We start from the raw sequence: 17,091 nt of genomic DNA, 5'->3' as shown, positions 1-17,091 counted from the left end.
AGAAACAGAAGAGAGTTAAGAACTCAGAAATATAGGTTACATTGTGTACCTGATCGGTGTTATGCCTTCAGATGAAGGCGACGAAATTCTTCAGGTGTTTTGCCCTCAGACTCCATAAATTTTTTGTTAAAGTAACTGTTCCCTGGATATCCGCATTGCATGGAAACTTCTTTAATCGACATGGAAGGATGACTTAATAACAGTTGTTTGCTGCTCTGTATCCGGCATTTGGTGATATAAGATACGGGAGTCATTTTGGTAGCTTTTTTGAACAGACTGCAAAAATAATGAGGAGTCAATCCCAGCTTATCCGACCAGATGGCAAGCTCAAACGGAAGATGGGCTTTTTTTTGCATTTCGGGCAGCAATGCCGTAATCTTCTCGAAATTGTTAAGATTCCGGTAAGCAGATAGGGGAATGGCATGACTTATGAATTCAATAAGTACGCTGTAATTGAGTGCAGAGATGCGAGATGGACGCAAAAAATTAAATTGCTCAATCTCATCAAGCAAATGTTCAAACGAGGACTCGATTAGAGAAGCATGGCTTTGTGTCCAGACAGAGGATTGATAATGTCCGTTCTCCAGTAAAAAAGCAGAGAGTGCATTTCCGTAGAACTGAATCCAGTAAATATTCCACGGATCATCTTCGGACTGATAATAACGCATAGGATCGTTTGGAATATGAAGAAACACATTACCTTTACTTAATTCGTATTTCTTATGATGTAACTCGACATATCCGCTGCCTTCGGCAATGTAATGCAAGCTGAAATCCTGGACACCTTCCATTCTGTTGATGTGATGCTGATCCGGTTTAGTGTAATTTCCAACCGAATGAGGAAAACAAAAGAAGTGGAATTCCGATAGATCCGGTAAATAAAATGAACGCATGAACAGCCCCTTTCCGCCTAACCTGTAACCCCATCTTCAATCGCTGAATATAGTTTCAACCATTGTTTATAATCTGTTCATCACAGGTTCTTGCCATGAAATTACATACGTAGAGTTGTATGGGCTTAATCATACCATGTTTAAGGGGGATCGTTGCTTATGCTATGTTTGCACCTGTCCTGCAGACCAAACGTTCGCAGGACAGATACAACATATCGTGCACATCTGCTTAGTACATGCGATATCTTCCGCTTAGAGCCAGCATGCTGAAAAAATACAGGCAATTGTCGTAATAACGTCGCTCTCCCTGACGCAGAGGTGTGTTCCAGAACTTGCGAACGAATGTGTCAGCATGTGGACCGTCCGCAGCCAGTGAAGCCATGGCATTGGTAGCCAGCAAACCTACAGGATGCAGTGAGGGTTCGTCGAAAGGTTCACCTTCTATTGTATAACGACGATAATCGGACATTTCAATATCACTGAAGAAGGATTGAATGCGATTGGATTGTTCGATCTGCCAGCGATCCTTGCGGAACCATTCCCAGTCCAGCGCTATATTCGCAGCAACACGGTAGGCATCACTGTAAAAATGTCTGAAATCACCGTGTGGCTGTATTGGAGCCGGAGAGCCGTCATAGTTCGCATATTCAGGTGATAGTCCGGTTACGGGATGGCAGGCTGTATGAAGGTAAGCACGACTAGCGGCGGCCGCTTCTTTCCAGAAGCTCTGATCTTCTTCATCCGCATATTTCGCGAATAGTTCATAAAAATGAGGCAGATGGTAGGATGGGTCGCTAAACGGTGTTTCTGGTATGAATTTGATCAGTTTTGTTTCCGGGTCCCACATGGGATCGCCTTCGCCGTCTTCGCCCTGATGTATACATGCACGAAGGATCTTGCGGGCTTGTGCCTTGTAATCATAAGGTTCAGCGCCATCGCCCCAGCGGTTAGAGGCAAAAAAAAGCGCCATGGCAAAAAACTCCTCACCATCAGGAGCAGGACCTTGTGAGAGTCGGGTTCCGTCAGGCTTGCAATGCCAGGCAAAATAATCTTTATAACGTCCCGCTTTATGTTGTATAAACGTGTGTGAGAAATTCCAGAGTCGATCAAATTCTTCCTTTTTGTCCATCTGAACAGCCATCATCATGCCATAGGACATGCCCTCGGAGCGAACATCGAGATTACCGGTGTCCAGCAAATAGCCCGTGTCCTCACCCATGGGGTAATATATTCGAGTATGTTCATCGCCATAAAACAGCTCGTTCCATGTTTCTTCCAATCTGTTCGTGATCTCATTCTCATCGTAACCTAGCTTCAAAAACAGATTTGTATATGTACCCGTATCCCACGCGCCTTGACCCGTGATATTCATGAGTATCCTCCTTCATCCATGCGGTTTTTCAAAATTATAACATGGAAATAGTATACAAATTAAAGCGTTTACATGAAAAATTATAGGTGTTCTGATGTGCATGTCATTGTACTCAACTTAAAATGATATATTGGTTAAAATCCTATACTTTGTCAGGTTGTTGTAAAATTATGTAAGGGATACACTTTGGGAGAAGGATCACATCTGATCTAATAATAATACAAGCTGTGATCCTTTAAATGTTGTTTGAGGATGGTCAGAATCTAACCGGAAGGATGTGATGATGATTTATGCTCCAGGATTCAGGAGATGCAGGTGAAAACACGGAATTCACTGCACCGCGCGATCCAGTTGGAGTGACAGCGTCGGTAGTCAAGCCCGCAATTGATTTTGAATCACATGGATATCGCGACATGATTGGCCGATCTCTTCTGAACAAAGGGAATAATGTCAGATTAAAACGAGCCATTGAGAAGGCAAAAAACGGCGAACCTGTCGTTATCGCTTATATTGGAGGCTCCATTACCCATGGTGCTGGTGCAGTACCTATTCATCTCCAAAGTTACGCTTATCGGTCGTATGAGTCGTTCAAATTTATGTTTGCGCTTTCAAAAGATAGTCCGATTCATCTGATTAAAGCAGGTGTGGGTGGAACTCCTTCAGAACTGGGGATTGTACGTTATGATCGTGATGTGCTGAGGGGAGGTGCCGTTCAGCCGGATATTGTCATAATCGAATTCGCAGTCAATGACGCAGATGATGAAACCCAAGGTAAATGTTACGAGAGTCTGGTACTCAAAGCACTTACTGCTGATAACAAGCCAGCGGTGATCTTGTTATTCAGCGTATTCGAAAATGACTGGAATCTACAGGATCGTCTCGCTCCAGTAGGCTGGCATTATGATCTGCCAATGGTAAGTGTGAAAGATGCTGTCGTAGATCAGTTCAACAAAACAAAAGGTGAAGGCAACGTTATTTCCAAAAAGCAATTTTTCCATGATATATATCATCCGACTAACACAGGGCATCGAATTATGGCCGATTGTTTGGAATATTTGTTCGACGTGACAAATCGTTCTGAGTGGGATGAGAAAGATCATGATATTGAAAAAGCTCCGCTAATTGGAAATGAATTTGTTAATGTGAAGCTATTGGATCGGAAAAACGGCAATCACATTGCCCGAATCGATGCAGGCTCTTTTTGTAAAACGGACACGGATCTGCAGATGGCTGAGATGGATGCTCAAGACTATGGTACACCTCAGTTCCCCAACAACTGGATGCGTACAGGAGAGGGGAAAGAGGATCAGAGCAGCTTTCGGATAAGTTTGCAGTGCAAACGCCTCATTCTGATCTTCAAGGATTCTGGCAACGAGGAATTCGGAACCGCACATATCAAGGTGGATGGGGTATTCGTCCAAAAAGTTGATCCGCGTCAAGTGAACTGGACCCATTGCCATGCCACACTTCTGCTTAACGAAGAGCATGTGGGGGAGCACTCCATCGAGATCGAAATGGCTGAAGGTCATGAACATAAATGCTTCACCATTCTGGGTTTTGGCTATGTGGATTAACTGGAGACTGATAGTCACTCACATGTTCGGAGGAAAAGAGAATGGAATTGATCTCATCAGCAGTAACGGGATATGACCAGTATCGGGAGAATATACCACGTGGAGTCATGGAGACGGTAGAGTATCCTTCCACCACGGTTGGCAATTCCCGTAAAGCGATGGTGTACACCCCACCAGAATTTTCTTCGACAACGATGTATCCTGTACTTTTTCTTTTGCATGGTATTGGTGGAGACGAAACCGAATGGCATACTCATGGTTCTCCGCAAATTATTCTCGATAATCTGTACAACGATAATTTGCTTGAGCCGATGGTTATTGTTTTCCCCAATGGTCGCGCAATGTCGAATGACCGAGCCGAAGGAGACCTGTTTGAACCTGAGAAAATCAAAGCATTTAAACGGTTTGAATCCGATCTGCTCAACGATTTGATACCTTACATGGAGTCGAACTACCCTTTGCATAAAAGCCGGGATAAAAGGGCGATTGCTGGTTTATCCATGGGTGGAGGTCAATCCTTAAATATCGGATTAAGTAATCTAGACCATTTTGCATGGATCGGTGCTTTCTCCGCAGCCCCAAATACCAGAAGTCCGGAGCTACTTGTCCCTGATCTTTCGAAAGCGCCTTCATTACTCTCGTTGATATGGATCTCTTGCGGTGAACAGGACAATCTTATAGAGATTAGTCTTGGGGTTCACCAATATTTGGCGCAACACGGAGTACCTCACATTTGGCATGAGGAAAGTGGAGGACATGATTGGCCCGTGTGGAAGAACGATCTGTATCTGTTTTCGCAACGTCTTTTCAAGTGAATTTGCTGAAGAACATTCATATCGGATTGTAGCATCAACCAAATCTATTAAAATATCAGGAGGTATCATCCATGTTCAAATTCGGAAAAAAATTAATGACCGTTGTTCTCGCAGCTTCCATGAGTTTTGGTGTCTTTGCAGCAACATCCAGCGCTGCAACAGATTATTGGCAGAATTGGACAGATGGTGGAGGATCGGTCAACGCTGTTAACGGATCAGGAGGGAATTATAGTGTAAACTGGCAGAATGTAGGCAACTTTGTTGTAGGGAAAGGGTGGACATCTGGTACGCCTAATCGAGTGGTCAATTACAATGCCGGCGTATTCTCTCCTTCAGGTAACGGCTATCTCACTTTCTATGGTTGGACTAGAAACGCTCTAATTGAATATTACGTGGTGGATAGCTGGGGAACGTATCGTCCTACCGGAACGTATAAGGGCTCTATGACTAGTGATGGCGGCACATATGACATCTATACTACGATGAGATACAATGCACCTTCCATTGATGGTACGCAGACTTTCCCTCAGTATTGGAGTGTTAGACAGTCCAAGAAACCAATCGGAGTCAATTCTACCATTACGTTCAGCAATCATGTGAATGCGTGGGCGAGCAAAGGGATGAACCTTGGAAGTAGTTGGTCTTATCAGGTGATGGCAACAGAGGGTTATCAAAGCAGCGGAAGCGCAAACGTGACAGTTTGGTAAAATGATGTGATGCAGTTCAACATCTGCACCTGCATTTGAATTCAATTTTCCGGCAACGTTGAGGAACGTTATTCACCAAACTAACGGACCTCGACATTGCCGGATTCAAGCTAAGTAAAGGAGAATAATTGAATGAGAAAGCTGGTATGGTTAACTTTAATCGCTATAGTTGTTAGTCTAAGTGCTTGTTCAGCAAGTAATACCAAATTAAACGATGACTTGGTATTCGTCGAAGGGGGAGCCTTCAAGAGCAGTAAGCCGAGTCAGATTGATAGGAATGAAACGCTGGAATCCTTCTATATTGGCAAATACGAAGTAACTCAAAAAGAATGGATGGAGGTTATGGGGGAAAACCCTTCTGGCTTCAAGGGAGATGACCTGCCTGTTGAAATGGTCAGCTGGTATGACGCAGTGGAATACTGTAATCAAAAAAGTATAAAAGAAAACCTGAAACCTTATTACAATATAGACAAAGACAACCAGGACACGAATAATCAGAATGAAAACGACAATATAAAATGGAATGTAACGATCAACGAGGACGCCAACGGTTACCGTTTACCCACAGAGGCAGAATGGGAATACGCTGCAAGCGGAGGGCAAAAGAGCTTAAATTACACATACAGCGGAAGTAATAATCCTGATGATGTTGCTTGGTACTGGATAAATGCTGGCGACAACATTCTGACGGGTGACTGGAGCTGGCCCGCTATTGAGAGCAACCGTAATCAAACCAAAAAAGTCGGAACTCAGAAGGCGAATGAGTTGGGAATCTATGATATGTCTGGGAATGTGAGAGAATGGTGCTGGGACTGGTACAGTGATTCGGAGAGTCCAAATCAAACTTGGCGAGTTGTGAAAGGCGGAGGCTGGATCGGCGGTGTCAATAACAATGAAATATCATTCCGTGGAAAATTTGATGCAAATGGTTTTGGTCCCGATCAAGGATTCCGTATTGTACGTGGAGAATGAAAAATCTTTTTCCTGACAGTAGATTACTTCTGAGCTAAACCTATACTTTGTCGGGTGAAAACCTATAGTTTATCAGGTTGTTGTGCCAAAATGTAAGCGTTACACTTGAATTGTTATCCGGCGCTTCGCTACAATCGGAGCGTTCTTATAGTACGTTCTGATGAAACCATTTCCTATGTTATTGATTAATGACGATGAGACTGGTGGGAAATTTGTTCTCCAAGTTGTGCGAGCAGACAACAATCCTGGCTGCTTAGCGTTTTCACAGCAACTGGAATCTACCTATAGATATAGATAAAATACATGCAGCTGATCACGGACAAAAGAGAGGTGAGCTAATGTACAAGGTCATTGTCGCGGATGATGAGCCGTTTATGCTAGAAGGATGGAGAACGATGATTGACTGGCGAGCTTGTGGATATGAACTCTGCGGAACGGCAACGGATGGGGAGGAAGCACTTGCTTTATTCAACTCGGTTGAACCGGATCTTGTCGTCACTGATATTCAAATGCCTGTTATGGATGGTCTTGGTTTGATTCACACCTTGCGAGAAGATCTCGCCTATACCTCTAAAATTGTTATCGTTACAGGATACTCCGATTTTAATTACGCGAAGCAAGCCATACGGTATCAGGTCGATCAGTATGTGCTTAAACCTCTTGTTCCCGAGGAAATTCATCAAATCCTTATGGAAATGATTGAACCTCTGGACAAACGCAGAAATGAGCAAAAACAGCAAAATGGAGTCATGGTTACAGATGAAGCCTATGAAAATCATCTTAATGAATATCGAATAAGCGAAGAATATGATTTAGAGCAAATGATGAACATTTCCAAAGAGATCTTGGTACTGATTGAAGCAGGAAACACGTATTCCATTGATCTTGCATTGAGTGCACTGCTAGAGAAGAGTAAGAAAGCTGAGGTTTCGTTGGAATGGATACATCATGTCATCCGATATATCCATGGGGAGTTGATACGAAAATATGGAAAAAGAGAGGTTTGCAGAGAAATACTATGTGAAAAAGAATGGCATGAGGCTGCGAGTTGGTCTTCCGGCACATTGCAAGACCTGTGTGTTCGACTATCCAAGCAACTTTCCCAGTCTGAACTGAAGCAAAAGACGGGTACGGGAGGGCTTGTTGCAGAAGCAGTGAATGAATTGAAGCAACACTATCGAAGCAAAATTAAATTACAAGATGTAGCTAATCGTATTCACGTGAATTCTGCCTACCTGGGTCAACAATTCAAGCGGGAGATGGGGGTCAGTTTCATTGACTATGTGCACCAGCTTCGTGTTGAGGAGGCCCGTAAACTCCTGCGACGTACCAATATGAAGATCACTGACATTGCATTCAGGCTAGGGTATCATGATGCTGAATATTTCACCCAAAAATTCAGAGCGCATACAGGGGAGCTTCCGTCCGTCTATAAAAACAAAAACCAAGGGTGATTATATGCGTCATAAATTCTGGATGTTCCGTAAGGTTAATGATATTCCTCTCCGATCCAAATTTCTGCTTATCTATGTACTTAGTATTCTCCTTCCTGTAATAACGATTAATATCTTCTTTTATCAACGAACCTCTGCGGATATCAAGATTAGAGAACAGGAAAATCTGCGTAAATCCATCGACAGGGCTGCGGGGGAACTGCTAGGCATGATTGATGAGAGCGTTGCTCTGAGCCGAATTATTGCAGCAGACGATTCGCTCTATGAGGCACTGGATCGGACCTATCACTCCCCCGTTGATTATTACAACGTGTACCATGCATTCCTGCGAGATAAATTAACACGGTACATGTCAGCGAATATTCTGGAGGTGCGTATCTACACGGATAACGATACCATTCAGACGGGCAGTCACTATATCGTGATGAAAGACAAGAATGTACTCCCTGGATTGAAACAGCTGAAATCCACCAGTGGAGGCATTCTTGTCGTTGATTATATTGAGCCATCCGGATTTAACGCGGGAAGAAGAATCAGTGTGATTGGCAAAATGGATACCTATACTTCCTATGCCAATTACAACAAGTATTCCAAGATTGATCTGGAACTTAGCCGGGTGTATAGCATTTTAAATCGTGAATCAGACAGTCTTCAGCTGCGTCTGGTGGACAGCAACAATCGAACTGTCGTTTCAAGTGGGGAATTCAGCGAAACCGACTTATCCCCCCTTGATAATGAATCAATGCTCAAGGAATCTGGAGATTCTGCTTACACGCTCGAAAAATCGTTGGGGAATCTAGCCTACCTAAAGGGTTGGAAATTGATTGGAGTTGCCGATACGCGTCACCTTGACCATCTTTTGCAAGAAGCCTTTAAATCAATTCTGGGGTTGCTCGCATTAAGTATCGTGGTCCCCTCTGTATTGATCTACATTATTTTGCGTTCCTACCATTATCGGATTCGCAAGCTATCCAGACATATGGAGAAGGTTCGTAACGAACGATTCGATCTCATTGAAATTCAGGAAGGCCGCGACGAAATTGGCGGGCTTATTCGTACATTTAACATCATGATTGGTAAAATTCATACCCTAATTAATGACGTATATAAACTGGAAATCCGTCAAAAAGATTTGGAGCTGGATCAAGTGAGGACTGAATTGTCTATGCTCCAGAGTCAGATGAATCCCCATTTCTTATTTAACACATTGAATGCCTTGCTGGTCGTTAGTACGAAGAATGGTTATACGGAAGTAATTGAGATTATTAAAAGTCTGTCCAAACTGATGAGACAGTTGCTCAGTCATTCTGACAATTTGATTCCTTTGCAAGAAGAGCTGCAATTTACGAATCTTTATCTCCAGATTGAGAAGTTTCGCTTTGGAGAGCTGTTTGATTACACCTTCGAGGTTGATCCTGATGCAGCTTCGTTGCTCATTCCCCGCATGAGTATTCAACCGCTCGTCGAAAATGCCTGCAAACACGGCTTGCAGGCGCGAAAAAATGGAAGACAGATCAAGATAACGGCGAGACAAAACGCTTCTGAACTGGTTATTCAGGTGATCGATAATGGAATCGGTATGGATGCAGGGAGATTAACCGAGCTCCTGCGAGATATTCGTTCTGAAAGACCCAGGAATGGCGAGCATGTAGGACTCCGCAATGTCTACCGCAGGTTGGAACTCTTTTATGAAGGAAATGCGATATTTGATCTAAGCAGTGTACCTGTAAAGGAAACTATTGCAGGGTACCGTATACCGATCTCCAAGCTGGAACAGAGGAAATAGGAGGTAAACTCTCATGTATAAAGTACTGTTAGTCGATGATGAACCTTATGCCATTGAAGGGTTACAGCTTCTGATCAATTGGGAAAAGTATGGTTTCGAAATCAGAGGCGTGTGCGCCAACGGTGAGGAAGCCATTCGTATGATGGAACAAGATCGACCTGATCTCGTGGTGACAGACATTCGTATGCCTGTGATGAATGGGCTGGAACTTGTAGAAGAAGCACGGCGATTGGAACATGAGTCTGTGCTGTTTGTCATCACGAGTGGATACAGTGATTTTAATTATGCCAGACAAGCTGTTCGATTAGGTGTCTCCAACTATTTAACCAAACCGGTTGACAGTACAGAAGCAGAGGATATGTTGGTCCGTCTCCGTATGCAATTGCAGGAGCGTGAAAACCAGGAGCGTTTAAGGGAGCATGCAAACGAGCAAAGGATCAAAGCGTTTTTGTCCGCACTGATTAAGGATAAGCAGAATATATCGGAGCAGGAGATGTGGGAGATCCTTCCTCGTTTAAACAAGTCCCATTGGGCATACCTGCGGATAGCTTTTCAGGGAGATATTCAGGAAGCCTGTTCAGTAGTCGAACATACGGCTGACGTAACAACTTGCTGTTATGTGATAGACAGAACAAGAGACTCGTTGGGACTTGTATGGGGGGAAGAAGCGAATGATAGAAATGAGACATTTGAAGCAATTAAAGCTTTTACTCAGCGTTTGATGAACAACATGCAACATAACGGCTGCGAAGATATTCATATCGCGGTCGGATTAACGGTCAACAAACTGGAGCATTTATCCGAATCCTTCCGCTCCGCTCAGGAAGTTGGGCGTTATTTGTTTTTTAATCAAGAGCGTCTTTTGTTTGCCGAAGATATTCAGCTGGAAAATTGGCAGTTTGATCCGGAAACACTATCAGAGGTGGACCATATTAGCGATTTGCTTGAAAACGGTTCTGTAGAGGAACTCTCGTCTTCGATTCGGAGTGCCTTTGAACTGTTTATACAGATGAAGGCTGCGCCAGAGATTGTACATATTTTCTCTACCCACATTATATTCCGCGGACTGTCCCTGTGTAGAGAACTAGGAGGAGTACCTAATGCTCTAATGAACGAATTGGCGAGTGGAATTCTGGAGAAGGGCCATCGAAATATAGAAGAGGTTGCTAACAATCTGGAACATTTCTGTTTGCAATGCAAGTCAGAACTGGCTATTTTCCGGGAGAGGCAAATGGGTGGCATCCAGGCGACGGTTGCTGAATATGTGCAGATGCATTACAGGGAGACATTTACGATCCAGGAGCTTGCAGAACGATTCTACGTGAATCCTGTCCATTTAGGGCAATCCTTTTTGCGAAAGTATGGTAAGGGTGTAATTGAGGTAGTACATGATCTAAGAATGGAAGAAGCGAAGCGTCTGCTCCAGCAGACGAATCAAACATCCAGTGCGATTGCGGAGCAAGTTGGGTACCGCAGTTACCAGCATTTTCTCAGACACTTCGAAAAACGAACAGCCATGAAACCTGTAGAATACAGGAAAAAGTATGCGAATTGATCCATGAAAAAGAAGAACCCCTCCTGAATAAGACCTGCAATTACAGGGGGGTAGACCTTAAATGTATATATTTTGTAACCGCATACATTTCTTCATACTAAAAACAGTAAGACATACCACTTCCAAGGAGGGCAAGTACATGGGGGGACTTAAGAAAAAGAAGCTTTGGGGTTCCGTATCACTCGTTCTAACTTTGAGTTTGGCACTGGCAGGATGCAGCGGTGACAATGAGAAAGCGACTACGAAGGATGGGAAAGAGGTACTGAACATCACGGCCTTTATCGGAACGCCAAATCAGGCGCCAGCTAAAGATAACCGAATCTACAAGAAGATTCAGGATGAACTCGGCGTCAATCTTGAGATGGAGTTTCTAGTAGGTGATCTTCAACAGAAATTGGGCGTTATGATTGCCGGGGGCGATTTCCCGGATCTGATCACAGCAGACACCAAATTGGTCTCAGCCGATGCGGTTATTCCGCTCGAAGATCTCATTGAAGAGCATGCACCTAATCTGAAGAAACATTTCGGTAAAGACTGGAACCGGATGAAAGACTCCAGTGACGGACATATTTACTGGTTGCCTAACTATGGAGTGTATACAGGGGAGTTCATTAGTAACTATTATTCTGGTCCTGCATTCTGGATTCAAAAGTCCATACTGAAGGATGCCGGGTACCCGACTCCTAAAACGTTGGATGATTTCACAACGTTGATCCGTGATTATGCAGCCAAGAATCCAACGATTGATGGTCAACCGACGATTGGTTTCACTACATTGGCTTCAGACTGGCGGACGTTCCCTTTGCTTAACCCACCTGAACATCTTACGGGTCACCCCAATGACGGGGGCGTAGTCGTAGATGATAGTGGAGTCGCAACCGTTTTTGCCGACAAAGATATCTCCAAACGGTATTATAAAGAACTAAACAATTTGTATAATGAGGGATTGCTGGATAAAGAAGCCTTTGTTCAGAACTATGATCAATATCTGGCCAAAATTTCTTCGGGACGTGTGCTTAGTATGTTCGACCAGCACTGGAATTTCCAAGCCGGCGAAGACCCACTCGTAGCACAGGGTAAGATTGGCCAGACATACGTAGGCTTCCCGCTAGTCTATGATACAAGTATTACAGATCATTATCTGGATCGTCCGGTTATCAACTTGAATAATGGCTTTGGTATCAGTAAAGATGCTGAAGATCCTGTCGCACTCATCAAATTCCTCGATAAGCTTATGGACGAGAAGTACCAGAAGCTCTTGTCATGGGGTGAAGAGGGTGTAGACTATCAGGTGAATGAAGAGGGAAGATTCTATCGTACGCCAGAGCAACGGAAAGAGCAGGATGATCCGGCATGGAGATTGATCAACAAAGCAGAAAGTTTCTACGCTGCTGCACCGAAGCTCGAAGGAACATTTGAAGATGGCAATTCGATTGGAGCGATCAACCAGCCTGAGGAATTCTATGACAACCTTAAACCGGAAGACAAAGAACTTCTGGATGCTTATGGCTTCAAAACGTGGAGTGACTTCTTCTCTCCTGCACCAGAGAATCCTGTGTACTACCCAGCGTGGCAGGTCGATCTGAAAGAAGGCTCTGATGCTGCGGTAGCGAACAAACAAATGACAGACACTTCATTGAAATTCTTGCCTAAAGCAATCATGTCAAAACCGAATGAGTTCGATAACATTTGGACTGAATATGTAGACGCTTACAAGAAGATCGATGTTAAATCCTATGAAGATCGAATTAATGACCAACTGAAATGGAGAATCGAGAACTGGTCTGTTAAATAAAAAAATGCGGCAATGATTCTCTCGGAAGGTATCAACCAAAGGATTACTCAGGCGAGTGCCTTCCGGGGACATCATGCTTAAAGTCGCTGCAAGCCAATAGGAGGAGTGAAAGATGGCGAACACGCCTGGAGCCATACCAGAGCAAACCACCCGTACAGTCGTACCCAAAGCACCACTGTTAAAACGATTGCGCGGACAAAGACAACTCATGTTCATGTCATTGCCCATCGTTGCGTACATTCTCGTATTCTCGTATTATCCCATTTGGGGCTGGGTTATGGCCTTTCAGAATTACAGTCCTGCGAAGAGTTTCACCCAGCAGGAATGGGTCGGGCTCAAACACTTTAAGTTTTTGCTAACAGACGATGCATTTCTTAACGTGCTTCGTAATACCATTGCGATGAGCGTCATCAATATGGTGCTCGGATTTGCGACAGCAATTATATTTGCCATTTTACTTAATGAGATCAAACATAAGTTATATAAACGAACCATTCAAACAATATCGTATTTACCTCACTTTCTCTCATGGATTATTGTGACAGGTATCGTAGCAAGTTCACTATCTGTAGATGGTGGGATTGTGAATGTGGTGCTCATGAAGCTGCATATCATTCAAGAACCTATCATGTGGCTTAGCGTTCCGGAATACTTCTGGGGCATTGTAGGCGCATCCCATGTATGGAAAGAAGTTGGCTGGAATGCCATTATTTATTTGGCGGCCATCACGTCTATCGATCCTTCCCTCTATGAAGCGGCAGAGATTGATGGTGCGAACCGATATAAGAAAATGCTGTATGTGACCTTACCCGGGATCAAATCCATTGTTATCATTTTGCTGATCATGAATATGGGCTGGATTTTGGAAGCTGGATTCGAGGTTCAGTATCTGTTAGGTAATGGTGTGGTTGTCGACTGGTCACAGACGATAGATATATTTGTCCTGAAGTACGGACTACAGATCGGGAATTATTCTTTGGCTACTGCGGCAGGTATCTTCAAAACAGTAGTTAGTATCACGCTGATCTTTGCGGCGAATTCAATTTCCAAACGGCTCGGGGAAGACCGATTAATATAAGGGGGACTAGAGATGGGAATCAATAAATCTCGGCTTGAACCGATTGTCTTCCATACGTTAAATGGTATACTAATGATCGCAATCGCGATTGTTACCCTGTATCCGTTTGTGAATACACTCGCCGTATCATTCAATGCCGGTAATGACACCATCCGAGGTGGGATTTATCTGTGGCCTCGGGTATGGACAGATCAAAACTACAGAGCGGTATTTGCAGGAGGGACCATCTTCAGCGCCTTTGGTATATCTGTGGCGAGAACGGTTTTGGGGACAGTTTTAAGTCTATTCTTAACCTCCATGCTGGCTTACACACTAAGCCGAAAAGATTATATATTACGAAAGCCCATTACCATTACAGTTGTTCTTACGATGTATTTTAGTGCAGGTCTTATTCCAACTTACTTCCTAATGAAAGATTTGCATTTGTTAAACAACTTCCTGGTGTATATTATTCCTGGGCTGATCAGTGCCTTTAATATGATTGTTATTCGAACCTATATCCAGACACTACCCGAGGGATTGATCGAATCAGCCAAAATTGATGGTGCGGGAGATTTCAGAACATTCATTTCCATTATTCTACCGCTGTGCCAACCGGTTCTCGCTACTGTTGCACTGTTCATTGCAGTCGGTCAATGGAATTCTTGGTTTGATACGTTTCTGTATGCATCTTCCAAACAAAACCTGAGCACGCTGCAATATGAGTTGATGAAACTATTATCATCTTCTATGAATTCCAACAGCAGTGCAGCCGTTGCCAATGGTGCAGATCTTGGTGCTGCGCGTAACATGGTCACACCTGTATCTATTCGGGCAGCTATTACGATTGTTGCCGCATTACCCATCTTAGTCGTATATCCATTTTTGCAGAAGTATTTCGTTCATGGCTTGCAGCTTGGAGGGGTAAAAGAGTAAACTTAATGCAGTTCCAGATAACCGATCAAAAACGGTCACTAGGGTGACCGTTTTTTTATGTTTTTTAAACGGCGGGCCGTAGTATGTCAATTGCACACGAATCCAACTTATTCAATTTTATCAAGGAGACTGAAGAGAAAATGAAAGTATTAATTGTGGAAGACTCCATTTTCGTACAGAAATTGCTTACAAAGCTAATTGTTGATCATATTCCAGAATGCGAGATTCAGATTGCTAACAATGGAGAGCAAGGATACAACCTATTTAAGGATTTCCAACCTCATTTTATAACCACCGACCTGCTGATGCCTGGTTTGAACGGACAAGAAATGCTTCGAATGATTCGAGAAACGGATAGCAATGTCAAAATTATTATCTTATCTGCAGATATTCAGAAGACAACTAGGGATGAAGTTGAAATGTTAGGCATTTCTGGTTTTTTGAATAAACCGTTAACCGCAGAGAAGGCAACTACTATGATTCAACTGATTCAGGCGGCCTATCATGCTGAATGATTTACAGAAGGATTTGCTTACTGAACTAGTAAACGTTTACGTGGGACAAGCGGCTAACATGTTGTCAGAGATTGTAGACAAGCGTATCGTTTTGAATATTCCGGAAGTGGAACTAATCTCCATATCCGATGTTGATCCTGGAGATCGAAGATACAACATTTTCTTCAGTGAAGGTCATCTGTTTAGGTCATCCTTACAGTTTGGATACGAATTTCAGGGAAAAGCATTTCTGATGTTTCCTGTTGAGCAGGCTAAAGTATTGGCAAACATCTGTCTTGGAGAACTGGGTGAGAGCGTTATACCGAACGATCCGAACTTGATGGATACGGATTTGGACGTTTTGAAGGAAGTTAGCAATGTCCTGCTTAACGCCATTATTGGAGAATTCGGTAATTTCCTGGAGATCAAACTGGAATACGTCCTGCCTGATATTGAACTGATCTATGTCACTAATTCCGATCAACAAATATTGCTTCAGAATGAAGTCTATGTCCTGGTTTTACATACCTCGTTTTTACTTGCCGATACGGATGTGACAGGTATCATTGTCATAGCATTGAGCATGAACTCCATATCGAGCCTGCTGGCCAAAATGGACGCTTTGTTGGAGGCGGACAATGGATAATCTTATTTCACAAGCTTTGAACAAAGCCCATATGGGAATAATGATCGTGGACAGGCATTTGAAAGTTGTTGTGTGGAATGCCTGGTTGGAGCGCTTTACTGGCAAGAATGTAGAAGCGGTAGTAGGCTTGAATCTGCTTGAGGTCTGCCCACGGTTTAAGTCAAATATGTATTTAAATATTCTGCAAAATGCGCTGTATCATGGACAGAGCAGATTTTGCTCAAGCGCTTTACATAAGGCATTCATTCTTCCTAATGAAGGAGAGGATGAACAATTATTCAGACAAAATATGCATGTTGAACCGCTCTATCATGAAGATCGGAGTTATGCCCTTATTCAGATTACTGACATGACAAACACCAATACCAGGGTATATAAACTTAAAAATCTGATCAAAGAACTGGAGACGGAGTACGCCAAAATCAAAATCTCCGAGAAAATCAGCAAGCATTTGTCTTTGCATGACCCACTTACCGGTCTGCCTAATCGTCTTGCTTATAATGACCGTCTTGCCTGGGCCATCAGTAATGCCAAAAGAAACCATAGCAAATTAGCCGTCATGTTTGTGGATGCTGATGGGTTTAAACAAGTGAATGATACATATGGACACCATGTTGGCGATCAAGTGTTGCTGGAAATGGCAAAGCGATTAAGCGAAACAATTCCAAGTGCGGACACTGTAGCCCGGCTTGGCGGGGATGAATTCATCATTTTAAGCCATCTGAAAGATGATCACGATGCTGAAGTCATCGCCAAAAGATTGGAAGCTGCATTCAGTACCCATTTCAAAATTGCCGGAAACTATATCAACCTTTCGATGAGTATTGGTATCAGCCTATTTCCCAAGCATGGACAGGAGCCTTCCGAACTTCTGAGACATGCGGATGGAGCCATGTACAAGATTAAAAAGAATGGCAAGAATGGTTACGGAATCTATGAGCCTGAAAATGCTTAAGAAATCTAAAAATGTCTTTTAATAAAGTTGCTACAATAGCAACTTTATTTGTCTATACAATTAACATAAGAAAAAATACG

15 protein-coding genes are annotated in these 17,091 nt (G+C 43.2%); 13 read left to right on the top strand and 2 right to left on the bottom strand.

The window, feature by feature from the left end:
- Positions 1 to 59: 59 nt before the first annotated feature.
- Complete coding sequence (locus D829_RS0108605; protein ID WP_017688468.1) at positions 60 to 893, bottom strand: helix-turn-helix transcriptional regulator; 834 nt, start codon at positions 891 to 893, stop codon at positions 60 to 62.
- Between the two features lie 229 nt (positions 894 to 1,122).
- A complete protein-coding gene (locus D829_RS0108600) occupies positions 1,123 to 2,265 on the bottom strand; it encodes a glycosyl hydrolase family 8 (RefSeq protein ID WP_017688467.1) in 1,143 nt (380 codons plus the stop codon).
- A 290-nt stretch (positions 2,266 to 2,555) separates the two neighbouring features.
- Between D829_RS0108600 and D829_RS0108595 the strand changes: the two genes are divergently transcribed.
- The 13 genes from D829_RS0108595 (at position 2,556) to D829_RS0108535 (ending at position 17,011) form a co-directional block, all read left to right on the top strand.
- Positions 2,556 to 3,839, top strand: a complete 1,284-nt coding sequence (locus D829_RS0108595) for an SGNH/GDSL hydrolase family protein (RefSeq protein WP_017688466.1) — start codon at positions 2,556 to 2,558, stop codon at positions 3,837 to 3,839.
- 41 nt (positions 3,840 to 3,880) lie between these two features.
- Positions 3,881 to 4,654, top strand: a complete 774-nt coding sequence (locus tag D829_RS0108590; RefSeq protein ID WP_017688465.1) for an alpha/beta hydrolase-fold protein — start codon at positions 3,881 to 3,883, stop codon at positions 4,652 to 4,654.
- A gap of 71 nt (positions 4,655 to 4,725) precedes the next feature.
- Positions 4,726 to 5,361 carry a glycoside hydrolase family 11 protein gene (locus D829_RS0108585; RefSeq protein WP_017688464.1) on the top strand — a complete coding sequence of 212 codons (636 nt, stop codon included), beginning with the start codon at positions 4,726 to 4,728 and terminating at the stop codon, positions 5,359 to 5,361.
- A gap of 132 nt (positions 5,362 to 5,493) precedes the next feature.
- Positions 5,494 to 6,333, top strand: coding sequence for an SUMF1/EgtB/PvdO family nonheme iron enzyme (locus D829_RS0108580; protein WP_017688463.1), 840 nt, complete (start codon positions 5,494 to 5,496; stop codon positions 6,331 to 6,333).
- A gap of 338 nt (positions 6,334 to 6,671) precedes the next feature.
- A complete protein-coding gene (locus D829_RS32385; protein ID WP_017688462.1) occupies positions 6,672 to 7,787 on the top strand; it encodes a helix-turn-helix domain-containing protein in 1,116 nt (371 codons plus the stop codon).
- A gap of 4 nt (positions 7,788 to 7,791) precedes the next feature.
- The gene (locus tag D829_RS0108570) at positions 7,792 to 9,573 is read left to right on the top strand and encodes a sensor histidine kinase (RefSeq protein WP_017688461.1); all 1,782 of its coding nucleotides are present in this window, start codon (positions 7,792 to 7,794) and stop codon (positions 9,571 to 9,573) included.
- Positions 9,574 to 9,586: 13 nt separating this feature from the next.
- Positions 9,587 to 11,128, top strand: coding sequence for a response regulator (locus D829_RS30715; RefSeq protein ID WP_017688460.1), 1,542 nt, complete (start codon positions 9,587 to 9,589; stop codon positions 11,126 to 11,128).
- 139 nt (positions 11,129 to 11,267) lie between these two features.
- A complete protein-coding gene (locus D829_RS0108560) occupies positions 11,268 to 12,923 on the top strand; it encodes an extracellular solute-binding protein (RefSeq protein ID WP_017688459.1) in 1,656 nt (551 codons plus the stop codon).
- A 112-nt stretch (positions 12,924 to 13,035) separates the two neighbouring features.
- Positions 13,036 to 14,001, top strand: coding sequence for an ABC transporter permease subunit (locus tag D829_RS0108555; protein WP_017688458.1), 966 nt, complete (start codon positions 13,036 to 13,038; stop codon positions 13,999 to 14,001).
- Between the two features lie 12 nt (positions 14,002 to 14,013).
- Complete coding sequence (locus D829_RS0108550) at positions 14,014 to 14,916, top strand: carbohydrate ABC transporter permease (protein ID WP_017688457.1); 903 nt, start codon at positions 14,014 to 14,016, stop codon at positions 14,914 to 14,916.
- A 140-nt stretch (positions 14,917 to 15,056) separates the two neighbouring features.
- Positions 15,057 to 15,431, top strand: a complete 375-nt coding sequence (locus tag D829_RS0108545) for a response regulator (protein ID WP_026081078.1) — start codon at positions 15,057 to 15,059, stop codon at positions 15,429 to 15,431.
- Positions 15,421 to 16,056: a hypothetical protein gene (locus D829_RS0108540; protein ID WP_017688455.1), complete on the top strand. Its 636-nt coding sequence runs from the start codon at positions 15,421 to 15,423 to the stop codon at positions 16,054 to 16,056. Before D829_RS0108545 ends, D829_RS0108540 begins: the two co-directional genes overlap by 11 nt.
- Complete coding sequence (locus D829_RS0108535) at positions 16,049 to 17,011, top strand: sensor domain-containing diguanylate cyclase (protein ID WP_017688454.1); 963 nt, start codon at positions 16,049 to 16,051, stop codon at positions 17,009 to 17,011. The genes D829_RS0108540 and D829_RS0108535 overlap by 8 nt, the downstream gene beginning before the upstream one ends.
- Positions 17,012 to 17,091 lie beyond the last annotated feature (80 nt).

The organism is Paenibacillus sp. PAMC 26794, from assembly GCF_000316035.1.
GTDB lineage: Bacteria > Bacillota > Bacilli > Paenibacillales > Paenibacillaceae > Paenibacillus.
The sequence above is the reverse complement of the archived record's forward strand: the minus strand, read 5'-3'. Positions and strand labels throughout refer to the sequence as shown.